Genomic DNA, 21,016 nt, shown 5'->3' with positions numbered 1-21,016 from the left:
ACAAAAAATATACCAAGTAACCTGGGCTATTGGCTTTTCAAGATTGAAATTCAACCCAGGTGCTATTTAATCGCGGTGCGAAGCTTGTAACTTAAATGGCAGCGTGCACTTACTTGGTATTTATGAGGGATAACCATGTACATTAGGCGCAGCCTTGCCTACAAACCAAACACACACTTTTTAAATAACCCTTTGTCAGCCTCACCTATTCTTTTTTAGATATGCTATTTGCTGTAATACTCTGTAATAGATTTCTTTAGCGGCATCATCTACCTTTATCAATAATTCCACATAAAAAAATTAGTATTGGATAACAATAATCCTAAGTTGCAGCTAAAACGAAGAAGAACATAAAAAGTGGTTACTCATACAGCTTAGGCATTTAATACCTATTTCTTGCAATCTCGATTGCCAATCTCACAGCATTCCGACTGCAATATTGAAAACAAATAACAACGGTAGTTTTATTCTTTTTTTCGTAAAAATCACGCAGCTGAAATTAATAAAAATACAATATTTTCTCAAAACCAATTTATATCTCAATAGCTTAAAAGGAATACTTACAATGGCTAAAAAAGAAAATCCAACAAAACCATCAGCTAACAACATACCTTGTTGGTCAGATAATGAAAGTGTTGAACAAGCCTGTAGACGTTTAACTGAGATGTTTGTTGGCCTCGGCCAAGTACCACGTATTGATAAAGGTCAACAACCTGCGCAACGTGCCGTTTTTAGAAAGCAACATGGCATCGCATACGGTAAGTTTAAAATTAATCCAGACATAGACCCGCAATTCAAAATTGGTATTTTTTCTAAAAGTGAATATGAATGCGCCATACGTTTTTCGAGTGATACCACTCCCTCCTCCCCCGATTTACACAGCACACTTGGTTTAGCAATGAAGTTGTTTGCGGTCAATGGAGATAAATTAATTGGTGAAAGCAATACCGCTGATTTTATTTTTCAAAATATGGATCGTTTTTTCACTAAAAATGCGCAACAGATGTGCCAATTTACAACAGCAGGTGTGATTGATAAAGATTATGATGCTTACCTAAATGACCCTAAAAATAGTGACGTTGCTAACATCCTAAACGACATGCAAAAAGTTGAATCGAGCTGCTTAAGTGCCAAATATTGGGCTATTTTGCCATTCAAGCTAGGTGATCAAAAAATTGTTAAATATCGCTTAGTTCCTGAAGAGAGTGAAGTCGGCGCGCCATGCGTTGATAACAATTACCTTGCTTTAGATTTACAGCGACGATTACGAGAAGGGAGTGCTAAATTCCGGTTTGAGGTACAACTACGTACAAATCCAGAAACAATGCCACTCGATGACGCTCAAGCAGTATGGAGCACTCAACAAAGTCCTTATGTGTGTATTGCTCGTCTACATCTAGCACAACAAAATATTACAGCAATTGGCCAAGCCGAACTTGGTAGTAACTTGGCATTTAATATTTGGCGTACTTTAGCCGCCCATGAACCACTTGGCAGTATTGCACTTGCACGAAAGTCAGCCTATGTAGCCAGTGCAAAAGCACGTCACACAGCTAACGGACAACAGCTACAAGAGCCAACTAAATTAACTAACTTCAATCCAGAACAAGCACAAGAAGCGGATTCTGAATGTATTGTTTATGCCGGAATTTACCCTCCTATTGGCGTAATGCGCGTTGGCAACAGCAAGGACGATTATTTTATTGGTCCGCAGCAACCTCAACCAGTTCCCAATAGTGACGAATATGCGTATCGCGATAAAAGCGGTGCACTTAAACGCCAAGCTGCAGAGTTTAGAATTTATGGTTTTAACGCTGCAGGTAAGGCTATAAAAGAGATTACACTAGATAATGCAGATATCACATGGCACGCCCAACTCGCCAATCAAAAATCATCTTGGTACGAGTTTCAAATTGCTTTAGATATTCCTGAAGCCGCAGACGCTCCACCTTCGCTACTGCGTAATAATAATGTAGCAGACCGAGATAAACTTCATATTAATGGTGGTCAGCGCAAGCTAAGTGGTAAAAACGTAAATAGCAAAAACGAACATAACTTTATTGGTAAGTTTATGGACGAAGATGTCTACTTAGGCGAGATGCGCAGCGATAACCACGGTCGATTAATAATGTTAGGAGGACATGGTGTTGCCCGTAATTTAAAAGGCGATATTGCGGTAACTTTCGCCAACAACGAAGGTTGGTATGACGATATATCCGATGGCCCAATTACTGCCGAGGTTGTTCATAATGGTGTTGCATTAAGAGTTGAACCAGCTTGGGTCATTTGTGCGCCGCCTGATTATGCGCCTATGCAAAAATCAGTTCGTACTATGTGGGATTTAATGCGCGATGTTGCTGTTAATAGTAGCATGCTAGCACGACCACAACGCCCATCATTCACAGAGGATATTCAACCTATATTTTCTAGGATGACCAATTTACAGTGGGTTAATAGCGGCTTTGCTGGTGCATTCGGCTGGGGTGGTCAATTTGATTATACGACCCCAGAATGGTTGGCAAAACTTAGTGACCCATCACCTGCATATCAAGAGCTCCGCCGGACTTTATCTAATAACTTTCGTCGAACTGATGTATCAGGTGCACAAGCACCTCAACTATGGCCTTGGTTATATGGTGACGCTATTAGCATCCCTCCAACAGGCTCAGTACGCCAGCATGCGACTTTGTCTAATTTACAATTGTCGTTTTTAGACCAGTGGGTAAAAGGTGATTTCATTAATGATTACAAACCACAATCACGCTGCCCTGTGCCAACTCAGCCACCAACTATTGATGACTACCCTGTTGCCGAACAGCCTGAACAGCTAACGCGTGGTGCAATGGAGTTTTGCCTTGCTGATGCATTTCATCCAGGCTGTGAGATGACTTGGCCAATGCGAACGGCCGGAATGTATATGTCTCCATTTCGACTAAAACATGCATTACCTGATACACAAAGTGATCATTGTTATTATGGGCCTATTATGAATCATGATATTTATACTTTAGCAAAAGGCCCTTTGTTTGGTGGCCAAGTAGCAGGAGGGATCACACGTTGGATGGCTATTCCATGGCAAACTGACACGGCCAGTTGTCGCGATGGTTATAGCTCTGAGTATGACCCATTTTTACCCACATTTTGGCCAGCTCGTGTTCCCAATCAAATAATGAATCAACGACGCTATCAACAGGTTCTTGATACATCATTATCTGATAGTACCCGCCAGCAAGCGTTTGCATATAGAACAGATTGGCTTGATGACTTGCCCCTACATGGTAACCCTGCAACCTATACCAACCAAATAAATAGTATGGTTGAGCACTTTGCAGAACTTGCTATTGTACAAACACATACTGGTGCTATTAACGACGAACAATTCCCCAACACTATGCAGGTAGGCATGCTACCTCATAATAAAGCAGGCGAAGGTTTAGTTAACTTAGCCAGTAAAGCAATACAACATAGTAACGTTACTCTCTCTGTAGATTTGACTCATAATCGAAGCAAAGTAGATTTAGGCGTGACCGAAAAAGCCAACCGTTTTCATCGCATCAAAGGACGTTGAAATCGCTATGCCAATGATTAAAAATGAGGACGCAAAAAACAGTGTTGTGATCATTGGTGCTGGCGTGGCTGGATGTATTGCCGCGCTTGCTTTGTGCGATTCTTATAAGGTGACGCTTATCGATAAATCAGCATCTCCTGAAGAACGTATTGGAGAGTGCTTAGCACCCGCAGCAAGACGAATTTTAAAACAACTCAACTTACTAACTGAATTTGAAAGCCGATTAGAAACGGATATTGCACTTCCTCATCATTTGCCTAATGCCGGAATGCAAATAAGTTGGGGTCAAGAAGCCCTGCACATTGCAGATAACCTCAATAACCCTGATGGTTTCGGCTGGCGACTAGACCGAAAAAGGTTTGAGTTGTTTTTACGTGAAAAAGCCCAACAGCGAGGCGTAGAATGCATTTGGCCCGCTAAATTAATTAACAGTCAATACAAAGAAAACTCTTGGCATATTACACTTATAAATTCAGACTTAAATGAAGATCAGGAAGTAACCATAGTATGTCCATTCGTTATTGATGCAACTGGTCGCCAAGCACATTTTGCCAAAAAGTATACCGATCGCCAGCAAAGTGATCGCCTCATATCATGTTGGGCAACTTTAGATGACAATAGCGAAAATAAACTGGGCAATATTCACTCAACTAATAATGGTTGGTGGTACAGTGCTCCACTTCCAAACCAGCGGCGTGTTTTAGCCTTCCAAACTGATTCAGACCTAATGCCTAAGGGGCTGCATCGCGATCCAGCATACTTTATTAAGTATGCTCAACAACACTCATCACTCGCAAAATTACTAAATGACAATCAAAAAACGCTAAATTTACAGGGCATTGTAAGTGCTAACTCAACACGTTTGAACAACTTTTCAGGTCAACAATGGGCCGCATTAGGTGATGCAGCTATAAGCTTTGATCCCTTGTCATCACAAGGAATTTTTAACGCAATGGCAAATGCGATGCAACTCGCATTACTGCTTAAAAAATCAAATATACTAAAAATTATCGACAATGATATACAACAGCACTTTAATAAAACTTACCAACAGCAAATAGAGCAAATATGGCGTCATTATTTACACCATCAACATTTCTTTTATAACCAAGAACAGCGCTGGTCTAAAATGCCTTTTTGGCAACGCAGACATCAATATAAAGCATAACCATGATTATTTTTACGCTAGAGTGTTGATCTTTCATGACTAAAGCTACTTTAGCTAGGGGTGATTACCCTAAGATGGCCTCGACTACCGTACGCGTAATTTTTTGTTACGCCATTACCTGCAGTTTGATTTAACTGCCCAAGGCCATAAGTAGCGCCATCATAGATATACGTTAACGTATTTTCACCTGTTGCGATGCGTCGAGTAACGCGCCCAAGTACATCGGTTACATAACTGATGGTTTTATTATCCGCTCGGGATTCATGTTGTAATTCACCAACACCATTATATTGAAAATTAGTAATACCTTGATTTGGATCGTTTACCTGTACTTTTTGACCAAGTGCATTGTACATTGCCACAATGTTATTGCCGTTAGCATCTTGAATAACGATTGGTAACCCTTGCCCATTATAGCTATAACGCGTAATTCCATTGTTTGCATCAGTTGTTTGCATTAGTTGCTTAAGGCTATTGTAAGTACGCGACATATCTTGCGAAAAAACTTGTGCCTGTCCTTTCTTTTCTTTTCTTTTCTTTCATTATGATTTCAAACTATTTGAGTGTGTGCTGAAGTAAGTAACGGCAAATTCCTCATTCAACTCCTGCTTTAGCTCAGCGAAAAGCATTTCACCTTCCTCTTCAAACGCAACTAGAGCTTGCTCATTGCTGAATCCAGAAGTTGCAGGGGTTTCACGGTTCATTGTTTTATCATATTCGTCGCCCCAAGCATCAATTCTTGCAGCTAAACTCTCTGATATTGGCAGTGATGATGGTGCTATATTATCCACGCCGTCACTGAACTCTTCCCATAACGGATAGCAATCATAATCCGTCATCAATTTAATCTTTCTCATATTGTTCACCTATCTCGCAGGGTTAGCCCCAACAAAAAAACTTGTGCCTGTCCTTTCTTTTTTCTCACTGTGATATGAGATACGTGATAATAAAATAAAGGCATCAATTTTGATGTTTATACACCAGCTCGTCTTGACTTCAAGGGAGCGTCCATATATGTCTAGTTTATCAACAACTAAACTAGACAGCCACTTCAATTGAACAAACAAAACGTTGCTATTAAATTTGATTTTTTTGTTAAAAATTTATCTTTCACTGCTCGGTTATTTGCATTTCATCCGTAAAAAACAAATTAGAACGCTTAAAATTAAATTCGTCGCATGGAAATAGCTGCATGGTGCAGTTGTGATTTATTACTGAATAGTTTTACTGAGTAGCTTACGTTTTATGCCAGTAGCTTTTCGCAGTTACTGATATTCACCCGCCGCTTTCTGTTTAGATTTTCACAATAACTTACTTGTGAGCTTGGCTTGCCAACAGCACCATGAAATACGCGTGTAAATTGCGTAGTCAGTTTTAACCAGTTTTCTGGGGATATATTTAACCTTTCAAGCAAAGGAAGGTTCATATTATCAATATACCCGCGTTTATCCTCTCGTATTATTCGTCCTGTTAATTCAACAAGCTCAAGGTACGATTTAAGCTCAAACGGCAGCCCTTTTGGCATTGTTTGACGAGGCTTGCCTGCAAAGCGCAGTAGTGGTTTTGGTTGCTTACCTTCTTTTGCGTGTGTTATGCGTTGCTTGATGCTGGTATGGTTTGACTCTTCGGGCGTTTCTGCCATTTTTGCTCTAATGGGGTTTAAATCAACATAGGCCATACAGGCAGCAAGGGCTGCTTCATCTAATAATGCTTGAGACGTAAAGCGCCCCTCCCAAAAGCGGCCTGTGCAATTATCTTCTTTATTTGCTCTGCGGGCTATATCTTCATTTAGTAACCGCATAAACCAGCTAATATTGGATAGGCGCTCGCGGTATTGGTTTACTGTTTGGTTAAAAAAGATAAGTTCAGCTTTACTTAGCTTTTCGCCCTGTATGTATTTTTGTGTAAGAGCGGTGCCTTTACACAGCTTATGCCAGCGAATAACAATCGCTTTATCATTCAGCCTATTCGCTTTCTTATCATCAACATACAATACTAAATGGGTGTGATTACTCATTACGGCATAAGCACATACATCAATACAAAATATTTTTGCTAATTCCAGTAACTTATCTTCAACCCAGCCTCTGCGATGCTCGTAAGATTGACCAGTAAAGTGGTCTTCACCACACAAAAAAGCACGGCGCACGCAACGCGAAATACAGTGGTAGTATTTTGTATCAATCAAACTTATTTGTCGTTTTCTTGCGATGGCCATGTGACACCCTGATTATATTTTGCACTAATTAAAAGTTAGCGCAAAATATAAAAAATACAAACATTAGGATGGGTGTCTTCTTAAGTTTTTCTTGATGAATAATTTTAATGAAGCGATTGATAGGAAAAGGCAAGGTGATCTATCTCATTATTTTCCTTTAGCACTTGAAACCAATTACAAATGGTAATGTACCGTTAATTGCATTTAAAATATCAACACTTGGGTAGTTCCCCTTTATCGATGTTACCTTACCATTTTCATTAACAAAGCATGCTTTCGAAAAAGTAAATACTAAAATTTCAGTTCGAAATGAGTTCACGCACTTTTCAGGTATTGCTATAAACTTATCAAAAACGTGACTAATATCTTGACTTGCATCGAGATTAGAACGAAACCAAGCGATATCAGCGGAAATTATTATCCATCCATTCACCCTTTTTATTTGTACCTCATTAGCACCCAAGGTAAGGGCGTCATTTAATATACCCGATGCAATTTCATTTCCCGGAGAATCTATATTTGACAGATATTTTTCCGGTTGTTTCTTAATCAAATCTGTAGGTTTAGAGACTGGTTTTAAGTCTTTTAATGTATATTTTTTCATGGTGTAGCTACTATTTCTTGTGCTTTTCTATAAGAATTAAAGGTTCCAAACGCTTCAGGTGGAACTAAGAACTCGTAACCGTCGGCTTTAAATCCTCCGATTGGAATTTTATTAAAACTAGCTCCATTTGCATTTAAGCCTCCAAGAGCTTTATTTGATATCATGAATTTAATTACAGCGCCTTCCCCACGGCGTAATGCAAAAAATTCAGCATCATTATAGTCAGTCGCCATATAAAACCCCGGTAAACCATCTATTTTATTTCCTGATGCAATTACTGCATTTAGGGGTTCACCATTTAAAATTCGAAGAGCTGACTGAACATCAGTACCATGATACAAGACGATTCCGCCATCAGCACTCCTTACTCTAGCGATAGCAGCCGACTGCTCTTGTTCGTAAGATGATATATTTGCAGCTATTACTGGAGCTGCTAGATCTTCCATTTGCTCATCAGTAGCAGTAGAGGTAGGAGCTAAAGCCATACCAATTACACCGCCTTTTTTGAGGGATTTCAGCCCTGCCTGAGCAACACCTTTCACCGTTTCACCTACAGAGCTTCCACTTTGCTGGGTTTGCGGTGAAGTAGTACTGGTTTGCTTAGGAGAACCAATGTCCATCGTGGCTACCTTCCCACCACTGAATGTCGCTGAAAACGATTGTGTAGCCCCATTAGAGTAAGTTGCAGTTCCACTGGCACCTGTTACAACTTCTCGTTTTATCCTTGATCCAGTAACAGCGACCTTTTCAGTCTGTTCCGTGTACTCAACCTTTTCTAACTCAGGTTCTTCTGGTGAATAACCTGTTGGATCAATACCGGACAGCGGATTGTTCATGATGTAGGAATAAGGATTAATCCCCTGTGAACCCTCATGAACAAACGGGTCCACCGACATAAACCGACCAAGGTTATAATCGTACACCCGACCGTTCATATGAATAAACTCTACATTATCTAAATGTTCGTGGTCAGTAAAGCCTCTTCGTGTTTTGGCATCCGCCATATCACCGAGTTTTGAATCTCCAAATGCTTTTAAGCCGCCACTGGCTAGCCGTGGTTTACCAAATGGGTCAAAATTTCGCTCTGCTTCTACTTGTCCGTTATGGTCGGTAAATACGCGTGCACTGCCTAAGCGGTCTCGATGGGTATAACGAATACTTGCACTGGCCCCTGTCGTTTGGCTTATAACGGCTATGTCGTCTATGTAAGCTCGCCATGTGGTGTTGCTGCCGTCGATTTCTTCTTCATACAACTTATCGCTATAAAAAGTGGTTACGCTGCCATTCACTTGCTTAAAGCGCATGTGTTGTGGACCATAGGTAAAGGTGAGGGTTTTACCGTTTTTTATAATTTGTGTGGGTTTATCCATCGCGTTGTAGCTGGCACTGGTAAGGCCGTCGCCCTGAGTCATATTACCACGTGCATCATAACTAAATATTTTCCAACTGCCGCTGCGTAGCACACGCTTTACTGCATTTGGCCCACCTGTTGCACCGTTAGTGTAATCGTATTGTGAGGCGTAATCCGATTTTGATAACAGGTTGCCCACCGCATCATAGCTGTAGTCAATCGTGGTAATGCCATTAACAGCGTTACTTTCTAAACGGTGCAGTGCATCGTAGCTGTAACTTTCACTAAAATTGTGCTGGTTGCCAATATTCCCCGAGGTGATATCAACAGCTTTTAAATTACCAAACCCATCATACGCTGAGTAATTAATACTCATGATATTGCTATTATTTTTAGCAATGGTTTTAAGGGTCATCTGACCATTCTTAAGGCTGTAAGCGGTATTTTCACTTAACCCATTACCTAATGTCCCCTGTGATATATTACCAAACACATCATGTTCAATGATAGTTTTAAACACATAACCACTGGCGGCATTTTTTACCTGCGTTTGATAGCCTGCATCGTTATAAATGTACTCTAAGGTAAGGTTATTCGGGTAACGTAGCCCTTTTACACGGCCATAGTTACTGTCGTAAAATGTGGTTGTTGTGTAGCTTTTACCACTACCAATAATAGTTTGGCTACTAGGACGGCCTCGACTATCGTATGCGTAATTTTTTGTTACGCCATTACCTGCCGCTTGATTTAACTGCCCTAGGCCATAGGTAGCGCCATCATAGCTATACGTTAACGTATTTTCACCTGTCGCGGTGCGTCGTGTAACGCGCCCAAGTACATCGGTTACATAACTGATGGTTTTATTATCCGCTCGGGATTCATGTTGTAATTCACCAAAACCATTATATTGAAAATTAGTGATACCTTGATTTGGATCGTTTACCTCTACTTTTTGACCAAGTGCATTGTACATTGCCACAATGTTATTGCCGTTAGCATCTTGAATAACGATTGGTAACCCTTGCCCATTATAGCTATAACGTGTAATTCCATTGTTTGCATCAGTTGTTTGCATTAGTTGCTTAAGGCTATTGTAAGTACGCGACATATCTAGCGTGATGCCATAACAACTATCATAAACTGTTATGCCTGTGGCAAGTTCGCTGTATTCGTAGTTTGTAGTCATATCACCGCAATGTTGATTGGTTACTTTTTCAGTTACGCGACCGAGTGTATCGTGTGCGGTATAAAATGTACCAAATACTGAGGCATGCTCTTTATGTGGTACAGATTCAAATGTTTTATAACCTACACTGTTATAAACAACATCACTGAATATCCAATCGCTATCAAAACCTTGTACGGCAGTGCGTAGTGTACGACCTAACTTATCTATATAGATTTTTTGGGCTGGTTGCCCGGCTGCCACCTTTAAGACTTGTAAAGCTGCGTGTTCGGGAGCTTGTGTATCCGGTGTTTGTACTGCACTGTACTGAATGGGCATACCCGCAGTTTGAACGCTGTACGGACGGTTGTAATCATCATAGCCATAGTTGGTTACTTGATAATTACTGCCACTGAGTTGTTGGCGTGTTTGGGTTACCTGCCCCGTGGCGGGGTTCACATTGGTATAACTTATATGCCCTTTAGCATTGATTTGCTTGTGGGGGAAATAGCCGTCGCTTGCCTCGCTGATGCCATTTTTACTGTACGTAGTTGATGTCGTCCGCGTTTGGTCAACCCAACTGCCGCTACTGTTGCGTACTTTGGTTGTTTGACTTACAAGGTGCGGTAAGCCGTAATCATTAAAAGCAGTCGTAACTGTACTGCCATTACCCGAAATAGCTGAGCCTATTTTACCACTAATTTCGACTACACCAGCCTGACGACTGCTATGATATTGAGAATAAACAGTTGTATTAGATGTTTTTTGATCGAGTGTTACATTCGTTATTGGATCATTACTATTACGCTCTTTAATTGCGTTTTTTGTCACTGTTTTATTAGTGAGTTTATTTAACCACCAACTGCTTTTATCGTTCTGATAAGTACTAGTTTGGGATGTTGTATATACTCCCCAGTCGTCATTAATCTCTACCGAGTTGGCTGTTACATTTGCATATTCATCAATTCCAATTATGGTTTTATTGGTAGATGTAACAACACTTTTAGAATCAAGATCTCGCGTTAGCTGCGTTGTAGAACGAGGATATACATTATAAACACCTGATATAGTATGGTTCAGGTTATCCTGCCAGTCAGTACTTGAATAACTTAATGCATTAGCTTCCAGACTTGCTGATTGTAATAAATTATAACTTCGCACGTTATAGTCATTTACCGCAAAAGTAGCTTGGCGTTCTAACTTACCCTGATACGGAAAGACTTGTTTAAAGTCTGATTGTGTAACGAGCCCTCGACTTACATCTTTTTCTATAATGCTTTTAAAGCCCATAAAACCACGGCCGAACTGGTTATACACAGCGCCTGCATAGCTATACGCTGTTTCTGTCGTGTCGTTCAAACCATTACTTTGCAGGAATGAATTCACAACGTACATGCTAGATGCAAAATTAATATACCCTGGCTCTGATATAATGCTGTTTCTCAGTAAATCATATTCAACTTTGCTACTCGATAATGGTCGTTGCTGCCATTTGGCTTCTTTACCTAGGCCATCTTTAGCTGCTAACATAAGATCTACAGGGGCATAATCACGACCGCTCACTCCTGAACCAGTACCGTAATTACGATTTATAAATACACCGTATTGTTCAGTATATGCAGAAAAAGTCCCCTCAGCATTTCCTTGATTAGAAAACCCAGGCTCTGATGTATGATTAAATACTAAGCTTCTTAAGCCTGTTCCGTATGCATCAACAAATGCTGAATCATATGGGTTCCCCACCAGATTTGTTTCGCTTTTAGTTACACTCAACTCCCCGGCACTATTTTGACTAAAATGTAATGCATCAAATTGATAAATACTTTTATCGAGTGAACTACTATCAATTGGGATTAAAGAGCTTCGATCTCCTGGTCGTGTTTCCCATTCACCATATAACTGATCACCACAAAAACGATTTCTACCTAAAGAAGTGCAGCGGGTCAGTAACCGCTTACCTGGCATCAATAGTTCAGGTATTCCGTCATAGTTAATATCTTCAATAAGAAAGCCTCTTCCATATTTAGGTACTCTTCGCGTTATCCACTCCCCAGCGTTATAAAGTACCTTCTGCTCTACCGTTTCGATAAGATTGTTACTAAGGGTATGTTTTGCTGTAAATACTAATGCCCCTTTATTTAATCTATAAGTAAGAGAAATAATATTTTCGTTATATTCCCACCCAAGCCAATCAGTTAATCCATCACCATTTAAGTCAATAAACATACTTAACTGAGGTTTTAGCGTTCCTAAGGTAACGCTAAATGGCAAGGCATGATCGTTTTGATAATTATCATCACCCAAAAGTAATGTTTTTGGGCGGGCCTGTAATGGCGGAATAATATCTTTAGCACCCGTACTAACATGCATTATATCTATTGTGCCATCGCCGCTAATATCACCTAATACTGTATAGTCATCTAAAAGAACAGTGGTATATAAATCGCTAGCTGTACCTTTTGTAAGACTAAAGCTAAATTCAGGACGAACGTAAGGTCTGCTTACATTTTTTTGATGCAAGTAAAGTTCAATTTTAGGGGCATCACTTGCAATATAAAGTAATATGTCTGGCCAACCATCATTATTAAAATCTGCAATTTGCCGAATATGGCTTTCTCTTAATTCAGGTTTTAAAGAAGGAGGCATTTCGATATTTGTCGAAATTAATCCTTCACTAGACAAATCGAACATTAACTCTTGATTTTTAATTGACCATTCATCAGTTATTCCATCTAAGTCAATATCCCCTTGGCTGCATTCATGTCTAAGTGTAAATCGGTTAAACTGGCATGAATCTAACGCTATATTGTTGTTGCTAAAGTCCCCCTCAGCATTAACAAAATAACCTGACCAATCTCTTACGCCATCACCATTTACATCGCCTCTTGGTAAAACCTTGCTTATTGATTTTTCGTTAGGATAAAGTATGTTACTTTCCCCGCCTAAAGGCTCCAGCATTAATACTTCTTGAGTATTATTCCAAGTAAATAAAGTTGAAGGTAAGCAATAATTATTGCTAAAACATTGAGAAACCTCATCTAACAGTTCTTTACCCGATGCAGTACTCTTTTGGTAATTTAGCTCATAACTCCAAACATTTTGATTAACGTTAAAAATATCAACCTTGTGGAGTCGTTGTGTAACAACTGAGCGACCTCCAAACGAAAAGCGTTCGTGTATTTTATTTCTCGGCTCATAAATAAATTGTACTTTTTGCTCTCCTTTATTATTAACCGAGCTACCGGTATAAGAAATCTGATCTAGCAACAACTCTGCAGTTCCATATAAGGCATAGTCATAATGAATATAATTATTCTTGGTTGCATCATGTTGATATTCAACCAACCACGAATAAGTAGCGGTCCTACCTTCATGTATTACTTTTGAGTCAATTGTTTTACCAAAATATGACACTCGACCGTTTTTATACTCAGCTTTAAACCACGTAGATGTGCCATTTAGTGAGCCACTTTGCGTTACACGCACAAAACTATCAATTTCAGTGCGGTATTGTGTGCCTGAATTACCATAACTACCCGATGTAGCAATTAAACGCTGGCCGTCTAAACAAAGCCGATCGTTACTATTATATTGTGGACTTTGTGTAAACCCATCTTGTGCATAAGTTGCAGCGCAGCGTGTAATACTAGAACCAACTGAAAGAGCCCACCCAACACCCGCAATACCATTACCACTACGAGATGAATAATTTAATGATATTTCTGGCTGCATTCCAGAACGCCCAGGGGTAAGCTGAATCGGAAGTTGATATGTAGCCGCACCACCACTTACACTAGCCTGCCCCTTAATTGCACCAATTGCTGAAAAGTCTGGTGCTACAATATCAGTAGACTCTTTATCTAAAGGAATAATAACCGAGGTCTCTGTTGCTAATTCTATTGGTGATTGAATTAATACACTTATAGACTCAGTGGTAACGAGTTCATTCTCATCTGTTACCCTTAGAACTATATTAGTACTTCCACTTTGGCTTGAGGCTTCAACTACAAGGTGGGCTTTTCCATTTATAAAAGTAACTTTTAGCTCTTTAAATAATGATGGATTCATAGCATCAACATCCAATCTTAAAGAACCCAAAGGTGTTTCTTCATCACTAACACTAAAATCAATACCGATACTTTCATTAGTCAACAGCTTAATCGAATTAGCTCCAGTAATACGTGGCCGATCATTCACACTATTTACAGTGAGCCTAAATGTATCGTCTCTCGTCGCACCGTGACTGTCTTTAACACGGATACGAATGTCTGAATACCCATACCTATTCGCCACCGGAGACATGCTCATTGTCCGCGAAGCGCCACTCCCTCCAAAAACAATACTATTCGTCGGCAATAGTGAAGTGTTTGAGCTGCTTACAACAGAAAGACCAAGGCTTGAAGTGCTTGTTTCAACATCACCCACTGTAAAGCTTATCGCTTTTGTGATGTCTTCGTTTGTTGACTGATTCGCTATATTTGTGATCGTTGGTGCATCGTTCACACTATTTACAGTGAGCCTAAATGTATCGTCTCTCGTCGCACCGTTACTGTCTTTAACACGGATACGAATGTCTGAATACCCATACTTATTCGCCACCGGAGACATGCTCATTGTCCGCGAAGCGCCACTCCCTCCAAAAACAATGCGATTCGTCGGCAATAGTGAAGTGTTTGAGCTGCTTACAACAGAAAGACCAAGTCTTGAAGTGCTTGTTTCAACATCACCCACTGTAAAGCTTATCGCTTTTGTGGTGTCTTCGTTTGTTGACTGATTCGCTATATTTGTGATCGTTGGTGCATCGTTCACACTATTTACAGTGAGCCTAAATGTATCGTCTCTCGTCGCACCGTTACTGTCTTTAACACGGATACGAATGTCTGAATACCCATACTTATTCGCCACCGGAGACATGCTCATTGTCCGCGAAGCGCCACTCCCTCCAAAAACAATGCGATTCGTCGGCAATAGTGAAGTGTTTGAGCTGCTTACAACAGAAAGCCCAAGGCTTGAAGTGCTTGTTTCAACATCACCCACTGTAAAGCTTATCGCTTTTGTGGTGTCTTCGTTTGTTGACTGATTCGCTATATTTGTGATCGTTGGTGCATCGTTCACACTATTTACAGTGAGCCTAAATGTATCGTCTCTCGTCGCACCGTGACTGTCTTTAACACGGATACGAATGTCTGAATACCCATACTTATTCGCCACCGGAGACATGCTCATTGTCCGCGAAGCGCCACTCCCTCCAAAAACAATGCGATTCGTCGGCAATAGTGAAGTGTTTGAGCTGCTTACAACAGAAAGCCCAAGGCTTGAAGTGCTTGTTTCAACATCACCCACTGTAAAGCTTATCGCTTTTGTGGTGTCTTCGTTTGTTGACTGATTCGCTATATTTGTGATCGTTGGTGCATCGTTCACACTATTTACAGTGAGCCTAAATGTATCGTCTCTCGTCGCACCGTTACTGTCTTTAACACGGATACGAATGTCTGAATACCCATACCTATTCGCCACCGGAGACATGCTCATTGTCCGCGAAGCGCCACTCCCTCCAAAAACAATGCGATTCGTCGGCAATAGTAAAGTGTTTGAGCTGCTTACAACAGAAAGACCAAGGCTTGAAGTGCTTGTTTCAACATCACCCACTGTAAAGCTTATCGCTTTTGTGGTGTCTTCGTTTGTTGACTGATTCGTTATGTTTGTGATCGTTGGTGAATCGTTCACACATGCAACATTAAAAGTAAGCTTAACAGGATAACGAGTCACATTTTGGCTTACAGTTTGATAATTAGCTGAATAGGTTCTATAGGATGCGTATTGTATTCGAGGCTTTTCTACATCATCTTTTGTTGCAAAGGCAAAAAAGCTTTGGAGAATATTTAAAATAGGACTTGTTGAGTACTCAACAAGCTCATCGGATTCTAGAGATATAGACCTAATTGGGTTATTGCCAGAATCTATCAATGAGACATTTATCGTTGTTGTATCTACACCACAAAAATTAGCCTTTGGTTTATAAACAAATGAATCTGTATTAAAATTTAAAGTCCCGTTTTTTGGTTTTATAATGGCGGCTCCAAAAAAGGCTTCCCGTGCGCCTATAACACGCCAAACCTCCCAAATTCTAACTGTTTTACTTCCATCTTCAGTTAAATTAAATTTATCAGTAACAGCCGAAGCCATTGAAGATAAAACTAATAGAAAAAAGCACAATGTAAATTTCACAAAACAATCCTTGTTGGTTGTTATTATTTTATTTAAATATTTACATGTTTGTTACCTGGGAACAACATCAAATAATCGAACAAATAAAAACCTACCAAAGAAGAACAAAAAAAACAGTGACTTAAAAACTAAGCTTATTAAAAATATACAAAGTAAATTCAAATAGATTTATAACAAAACTAAAAGTGGGAGCTGAAATATTAATTTCAACCTTCTAGAACCTACTGGCCTTTCATGATTAAAACTTGTTCTATCTAATTATCGCAGGAAGTTTGCAGCTTAGTGGGCTAAGTAAAAGTAAACCGTCTCTAGGGCAAACCCAAAGGGCTGCGCATGTTTGGCATTTATGGGGAGTAAAAATATATATTAGCTATCCAATGCTAATAATTTTTCTAACTACTCGAATAATTACAAATCAAGTAGCTATAAAAAGTAAGGTCACTATTTAATCTTCGTAATACCAAATAGCTTAATTAAGTAAGCTATTTTGAGGTAAGAAAACAGTGTCGATAATAAGGCAAAAATTCGTTATTTAGTTGTTCTATATAAGAAATATTTAACACAGTTAGCGTCAAGTTTAAGCTCTCAAATTGCTCAAAGATTATTACGAATTGGTATTAATGTATTAATGATGTAACAGCTAAAAAGCATACTAAAAAGCTGTATACAATACCCTAATAAAAACGATTAATACCTGACCGTACAAGCACATGTATTTTGAAATATGTGGAGGTAATCATATGGCTTATACCTTGTAAGTCCATTTGGTATTAAACACTTAGTTTACAGTTAGTAACTACACAGCTATTCGCTTTAAACAGCTTGGTTAGTTACTTTTATAGGCAAGTATATTTGCGCACTTAGCCCGCCTTCTGGACGATTTTCAAGCATCACTTTTCCATCGTGCATATCTACTATACGCTTGATAATTGCCAGCCCTAAACCACTGCCTTCGCTCCCTCGAGCAGCATCACCTTGCTTAAATGGTTCGAACACAGACTCTAACTCACTTTCAGGAATGCCTGGGCCATTATCGTTTACTGCAATAACGACATATTTTTTATTTGGACTAAAATAACTAAGTACTTCTATATCATCTTGTGAATAACGCAGCGCATTACCAATCATATTTGTTATTACACGCTTAATAGCCACAGAGCTTAGCGGTATATTGCCAATACTTGGGTTCTCTTTAAACGTAATTACACGTTGATGCTTTAGCTCCGAATGAATAACTTCAGCCACCAGTGCATTTATATTTTCACAGGTTAGTTCTTCACGCTTATGATGGCGTAAGTACTCGATAAACTGGTCGATAATACCGTTCATGTCTTCAATATCGTAAATAATACCTTCGCGTAAGTACTCATCAGCTTCAGCCATCATTTCAGTCGCTAAACGAATGCGTGTAAGCGGCGTGCGTAAATCATGTGACACACCAGCCATTAATAAACGGCGGTCATTCTCAAGTGCAGCAATACCCCGCGACATCTGATTAAACGCGCGCGTTACTTCTATCACTTCTGTTGAACCTTCCTCTGCTAACTTGGTAGTAAAATCACCTTTACCAACTTTTATTGCGGCTTGTTGTAACGCTTTAAGCGGCCTATTGAGGTGCCTTGCAAACAACCACCCACCTAACACACTTAAAAATCCGATGCTTGATAAATAAAAAGTTAAAAACTCTAAATTATTCTCTTGGAAACCAGTTAACGGTACTTTAACCCAGTAACCGGGAGCTTGGGGGGCTTCTACCCAATATATGAGTGGACCAGTTTGGCTAATACGCACACGCGAGAAACCATTTAACTGTTTCGTCATACTGCGCGATAATCCTGAATACTCACGGCTTTGCCCTAGCCCATTACGCATTGCCTCACGTTGAGTCATTACTTCAATTCCAGTGATTTCAAAAAACTTTTCTGAAACCTCGTCGTTTATCTCAATGCCGTCTTCCCAATCTATAAATACGGTTTTTATTTGCTTTGCGAGCATTAAATTTACTTGCTCAATTGTAGGCTTTACAACATATAAGCTTACTGTAACGTAAGACACTATTTGGTTTATTAGTAATAATGCGGCTACCAAAAAAACCGTTTGTCCAAACGCACTACGCGGAAAAAATCCCATATAAATTACTTTTCACCATCAGGAACAAATACATACCCCAAACCCCATACGGTTTGAATATAACGCGGATTGGCAGCATCAATTTCAATCATGCGTCGAAGTCGCGACACTTGCACATCAATACTTCGCTCAAGCGCACTGTAATCACGCCCACGCGCTAAGTTCATTAGCTTATCGCGGCTAAGTGGCTCTCGTGGATGCGAAACAAGCGCTTTAAGCACTGCAAACTCACCACTGGTAAGCGATATTGTTTTGTCCCCTTCACTCATTTCGCGCGTTGCTAAATTAAGGGTGAATTTACCAAATGCGATCAAGTTTTCTTCAGCAGCAGGGGCGCCTGGAACTTCTTTTGCGCGGCGGCGTAAAATAGCTTTAATACGCGCAAGTAATTCCCGTGGATTAAATGGTTTTGGGATGTAATCGTCAGCGCCAAGTTCTAAACCTATAATTCGATCTACTTCATCGCCTTTAGCAGTGAGCATAACAATAGGGATTTCGTTTTCTTTTTGGCGTAACCTACGACAAATTGACAATCCATCTTCACCTGGAAGCATTAAATCGAGAACCATTAGATGAAAATTTTCACGTTCAAGGAGTCTGTCCATTTGCTCCGAATTTCCTGCGGTTCTCACAATAAAACCTTGCTCTACTAAGTAACGTTCAAGCAAACTGCGCAAGCGCATATCGTCATCAACAACCAATACTTTTGTGGTCTCGTGTCCCATAATCTCTTTCTTATTTTTATATCCAATTATTAGTTAATATAAATGAAAAACTGAATAATCAAAAACTAATTACTTGCTTAGATTGTTACTGAACATTTCAAAGCTTACTTGCTCGTACTTTATTACATTTTACGCTCGACAAGTTTTGGCAAATTTAATAACGTGCACACCATTAGAGTTAATAAAGAATTCACCATGAAAACAAATTTAGTTACCCGCGAAGGTTACTTACAATTACAACAAGAACACGACCAACTATGGAACGTTAAACGCCCAGAAGTAACAAAAATAGTCAGCTGGGCGGCCAGTCTCGGAGATCGCTCTGAGAACGCTGACTATCAATATAACAAGCGTTTGCTACGCCAAATTGACCGTCGCGTACGCTATTTACGCAAACGCATACCTGATTTAAAAATCATCGACTACTCTCCCGTTCAAGATGGAAAAGTGTTTTTTGGTGCATGGGTCGAAATTGAAAACGAAGAAGGTGAAACTAAAAAATTCAGAATTGTCGGACCTGATGAAATTTACGACCGAAAAGATTACATATCAATAGACTCACCTATGGCGCGTGCATTGATTAAAAAGCAAGTAGATGACGACTTTGAAGTACCTACTCCTCAGGGTAAAAAGCAATGGTATGTAAACAGTATTGATTACCAAAAAAGAAATAAAAAGTTTTGATTCAGATCATGTTAACTTTTGATTGTGTAAATTAGGTCAATAAGCTATAAATGAATTATTCAAGTTGATTTGTTTAATTTGAAAGCAGTTAATTAAGGTCGTGGGTATGTCAAACATAGTACAGCGCATATTAAATAATGCCGTATTGTTTGCACTTTTAATGAGTGTAAGTTTGACGCTGCATGCCAATAACACTGAAGTAAACCTTGATAACGCTAAACTATCTAATCACTTTATTGCTTGTGATATTCCTGACCAGGCAAACCTCGATTTTGACGTAGACTCTCACGTTAATACTATTACCTTTAGGTCGCCTCAACCACTTCCTAATGTCGTAGATTCTTTTTATAAGAGCACCAATCTAAACAGACCTTTTAGCACTGCGTACCAACGCGGACCACCTAGCTATTTAATTTAATTCATTATTTTACAACTTAATTAAATTTTATAACGACTAAGGTGACTACTATGTCTAACTTTAAAGAATTACGTACTCAAAGCATTTCTCACGGCGTTATTGCAAGCACATTTGCAGATGACCAACCATTAATTGATTTAGCCTCTCCGGCATTAAAAGTGGTAAATAATTTCACTCAAAAAACACCTGTCCGCGCCCAGTATGAAACAACAATTGAAGCAGCACTAAAACAGATTAGCGCTCAACAATCTGATTTTGTCTTAGTAACGGACGACAACCAAAAATTAATTGGAATAGTTTCAAGTGCTGATTTACAAAGCTCAAAAATCACGATTATTGCCCAGCGTTTAAATACACCGCGTAATGAAGTTAGCTTACGCCACATAATGACACCAATAAGTCAGTTAATGAGTGTAAGTATGCAAAGCTTAAGCTACGCATGTATTGGTGATGCGTTGCAAACAATGGAGCATCAAGGGGTGATGTTTTTATTAGTGACTACAACTGACAATGAAATTTGCGGTTTAATCTCAGCACGTCAAATTACTAAAGCGCTACATATCCCTCTGCATATTACCCCCATAGCTAATTCATTCAGTGAAGTATTAGAAAACATAGAGCACCCTCACTAGGGGCTCTTTTAACGCTATAATTACCCAATCAAGCCAACCATCTTAAAGCAAGGAAAATAGCTTGCTTTAAGAGCTTTTTATTACAACCTCGTGTGATATTATTCAAGCAATTAGTCGTATCAGTT

12 protein-coding genes are annotated in these 21,016 nt (G+C 39.5%); 5 read left to right on the top strand and 7 right to left on the bottom strand.

The features are described 5' to 3' along the window. The first annotated feature begins 565 nt into the window (after positions 1 to 565). A complete protein-coding gene (locus P4S71_RS10100) occupies positions 566 to 3,568 on the top strand; it encodes a LodA/GoxA family CTQ-dependent oxidase (protein ID WP_337150602.1) in 3,003 nt (1,000 codons plus the stop codon). 13 nt (positions 3,569 to 3,581) lie between these two features. Next, positions 3,582 to 4,736, top strand: coding sequence for a tryptophan 7-halogenase (locus tag P4S71_RS10095; protein ID WP_337150601.1), 1,155 nt, complete (start codon positions 3,582 to 3,584; stop codon positions 4,734 to 4,736). A 50-nt stretch (positions 4,737 to 4,786) separates the two neighbouring features. Here the strand turns inward: P4S71_RS10095 and P4S71_RS10090 are convergent, their stop codons facing one another. From P4S71_RS10090 to ompR, 7 genes are all read right to left on the bottom strand, one after another. Continuing rightward, positions 4,787 to 5,194: a hypothetical protein gene (locus tag P4S71_RS10090; protein WP_442961666.1), complete on the bottom strand. Its 408-nt coding sequence runs from the start codon at positions 5,192 to 5,194 to the stop codon at positions 4,787 to 4,789. An 84-nt stretch (positions 5,195 to 5,278) separates the two neighbouring features. Continuing rightward, a complete protein-coding gene (locus P4S71_RS10085) occupies positions 5,279 to 5,593 on the bottom strand; it encodes a hypothetical protein (protein ID WP_096792269.1) in 315 nt (104 codons plus the stop codon). Between the two features lie 386 nt (positions 5,594 to 5,979). Then, complete coding sequence (locus P4S71_RS10080) at positions 5,980 to 6,954, bottom strand: transposase (protein WP_337150599.1); 975 nt, start codon at positions 6,952 to 6,954, stop codon at positions 5,980 to 5,982. A gap of 157 nt (positions 6,955 to 7,111) precedes the next feature. Continuing rightward, on the bottom strand, positions 7,112 to 7,558 hold the full coding sequence (locus P4S71_RS10075; RefSeq protein ID WP_337150598.1) for a hypothetical protein: 447 nt from the start codon (positions 7,556 to 7,558) through the stop codon (positions 7,112 to 7,114). Further along, a complete protein-coding gene (locus P4S71_RS10070; protein WP_337150597.1) occupies positions 7,555 to 16,302 on the bottom strand; it encodes a SpvB/TcaC N-terminal domain-containing protein in 8,748 nt (2,915 codons plus the stop codon). Before P4S71_RS10070 ends, P4S71_RS10075 begins: the two co-directional genes overlap by 4 nt. Before the next feature lie 813 nt (positions 16,303 to 17,115). Continuing rightward, a complete protein-coding gene (gene envZ, locus P4S71_RS10065; protein ID WP_033030230.1) occupies positions 17,116 to 18,432 on the bottom strand; it encodes a two-component system sensor histidine kinase EnvZ in 1,317 nt (438 codons plus the stop codon). Positions 18,433 to 18,437: 5 nt separating this feature from the next. Next, entirely contained in the window at positions 18,438 to 19,157 is a 720-nt protein-coding gene (ompR, locus tag P4S71_RS10060) for an osmolarity response regulator transcription factor OmpR (RefSeq protein ID WP_007376425.1), read from the bottom strand. A 195-nt stretch (positions 19,158 to 19,352) separates the two neighbouring features. On the opposite strand from ompR, the gene greB reads away from it, so the two are divergent. The 3 genes from greB to P4S71_RS10045 all read left to right on the top strand — a co-directional run bounded on the left by greB (position 19,353) and on the right by P4S71_RS10045 (position 20,891). Further along, entirely contained in the window at positions 19,353 to 19,841 is a 489-nt protein-coding gene (gene greB, locus P4S71_RS10055; protein WP_337150596.1) for a transcription elongation factor GreB, read from the top strand. A gap of 106 nt (positions 19,842 to 19,947) precedes the next feature. Beyond that, positions 19,948 to 20,259, top strand: a complete 312-nt coding sequence (locus P4S71_RS10050) for a hypothetical protein (RefSeq protein ID WP_007376423.1) — start codon at positions 19,948 to 19,950, stop codon at positions 20,257 to 20,259. 50 nt (positions 20,260 to 20,309) lie between these two features. Then, on the top strand, positions 20,310 to 20,891 hold the full coding sequence (locus tag P4S71_RS10045) for a CBS domain-containing protein (protein WP_007376422.1): 582 nt from the start codon (positions 20,310 to 20,312) through the stop codon (positions 20,889 to 20,891). Positions 20,892 to 21,016: the final 125 nt, after the last annotated feature.

Source organism: Pseudoalteromonas sp. B62 (assembly GCF_037162565.1).
GTDB classification, from domain to species: domain Bacteria; phylum Pseudomonadota; class Gammaproteobacteria; order Enterobacterales; family Alteromonadaceae; genus Pseudoalteromonas; species Pseudoalteromonas fuliginea.
Note: the sequence above shows the minus strand (reverse complement) of the source record. Positions and strands in the feature narration are given on the sequence as shown.

Excerpts from the sequence above, each read along its gene's own strand:
- P4S71_RS10100 (WP_337150602.1), top strand. The coding sequence starts at position 566 with ATGGCTAAAAAAGAAAATCCAACAAAACCATCAGCTAACAACATACCT.
- P4S71_RS10095 (WP_337150601.1), top strand. The coding sequence starts at position 3,582 with ATGATTAAAAATGAGGACGCAAAAAACAGTGTTGTGATCATTGGTGCT.
- P4S71_RS10090 (WP_442961666.1), bottom strand. The coding sequence starts at position 5,194 with ATGCAAACAACTGATGCAAACAATGGAATTACGCGTTATAGCTATAAT.
- P4S71_RS10085 (WP_096792269.1), bottom strand. The coding sequence starts at position 5,593 with ATGAGAAAGATTAAATTGATGACGGATTATGATTGCTATCCGTTATGG.
- P4S71_RS10080 (WP_337150599.1), bottom strand. The coding sequence starts at position 6,954 with ATGGCCATCGCAAGAAAACGACAAATAAGTTTGATTGATACAAAATAC.
- P4S71_RS10075 (WP_337150598.1), bottom strand. The coding sequence starts at position 7,558 with ATGAAAAAATATACATTAAAAGACTTAAAACCAGTCTCTAAACCTACA.
- envZ (WP_033030230.1), bottom strand. The coding sequence starts at position 18,432 with ATGGGATTTTTTCCGCGTAGTGCGTTTGGACAAACGGTTTTTTTGGTA.
- ompR (WP_007376425.1), bottom strand. The coding sequence starts at position 19,157 with ATGGGACACGAGACCACAAAAGTATTGGTTGTTGATGACGATATGCGC.
- greB (WP_337150596.1), top strand. The coding sequence starts at position 19,353 with ATGAAAACAAATTTAGTTACCCGCGAAGGTTACTTACAATTACAACAA.
- P4S71_RS10050 (WP_007376423.1), top strand. The coding sequence starts at position 19,948 with ATGTCAAACATAGTACAGCGCATATTAAATAATGCCGTATTGTTTGCA.
- P4S71_RS10045 (WP_007376422.1), top strand. The coding sequence starts at position 20,310 with ATGTCTAACTTTAAAGAATTACGTACTCAAAGCATTTCTCACGGCGTT.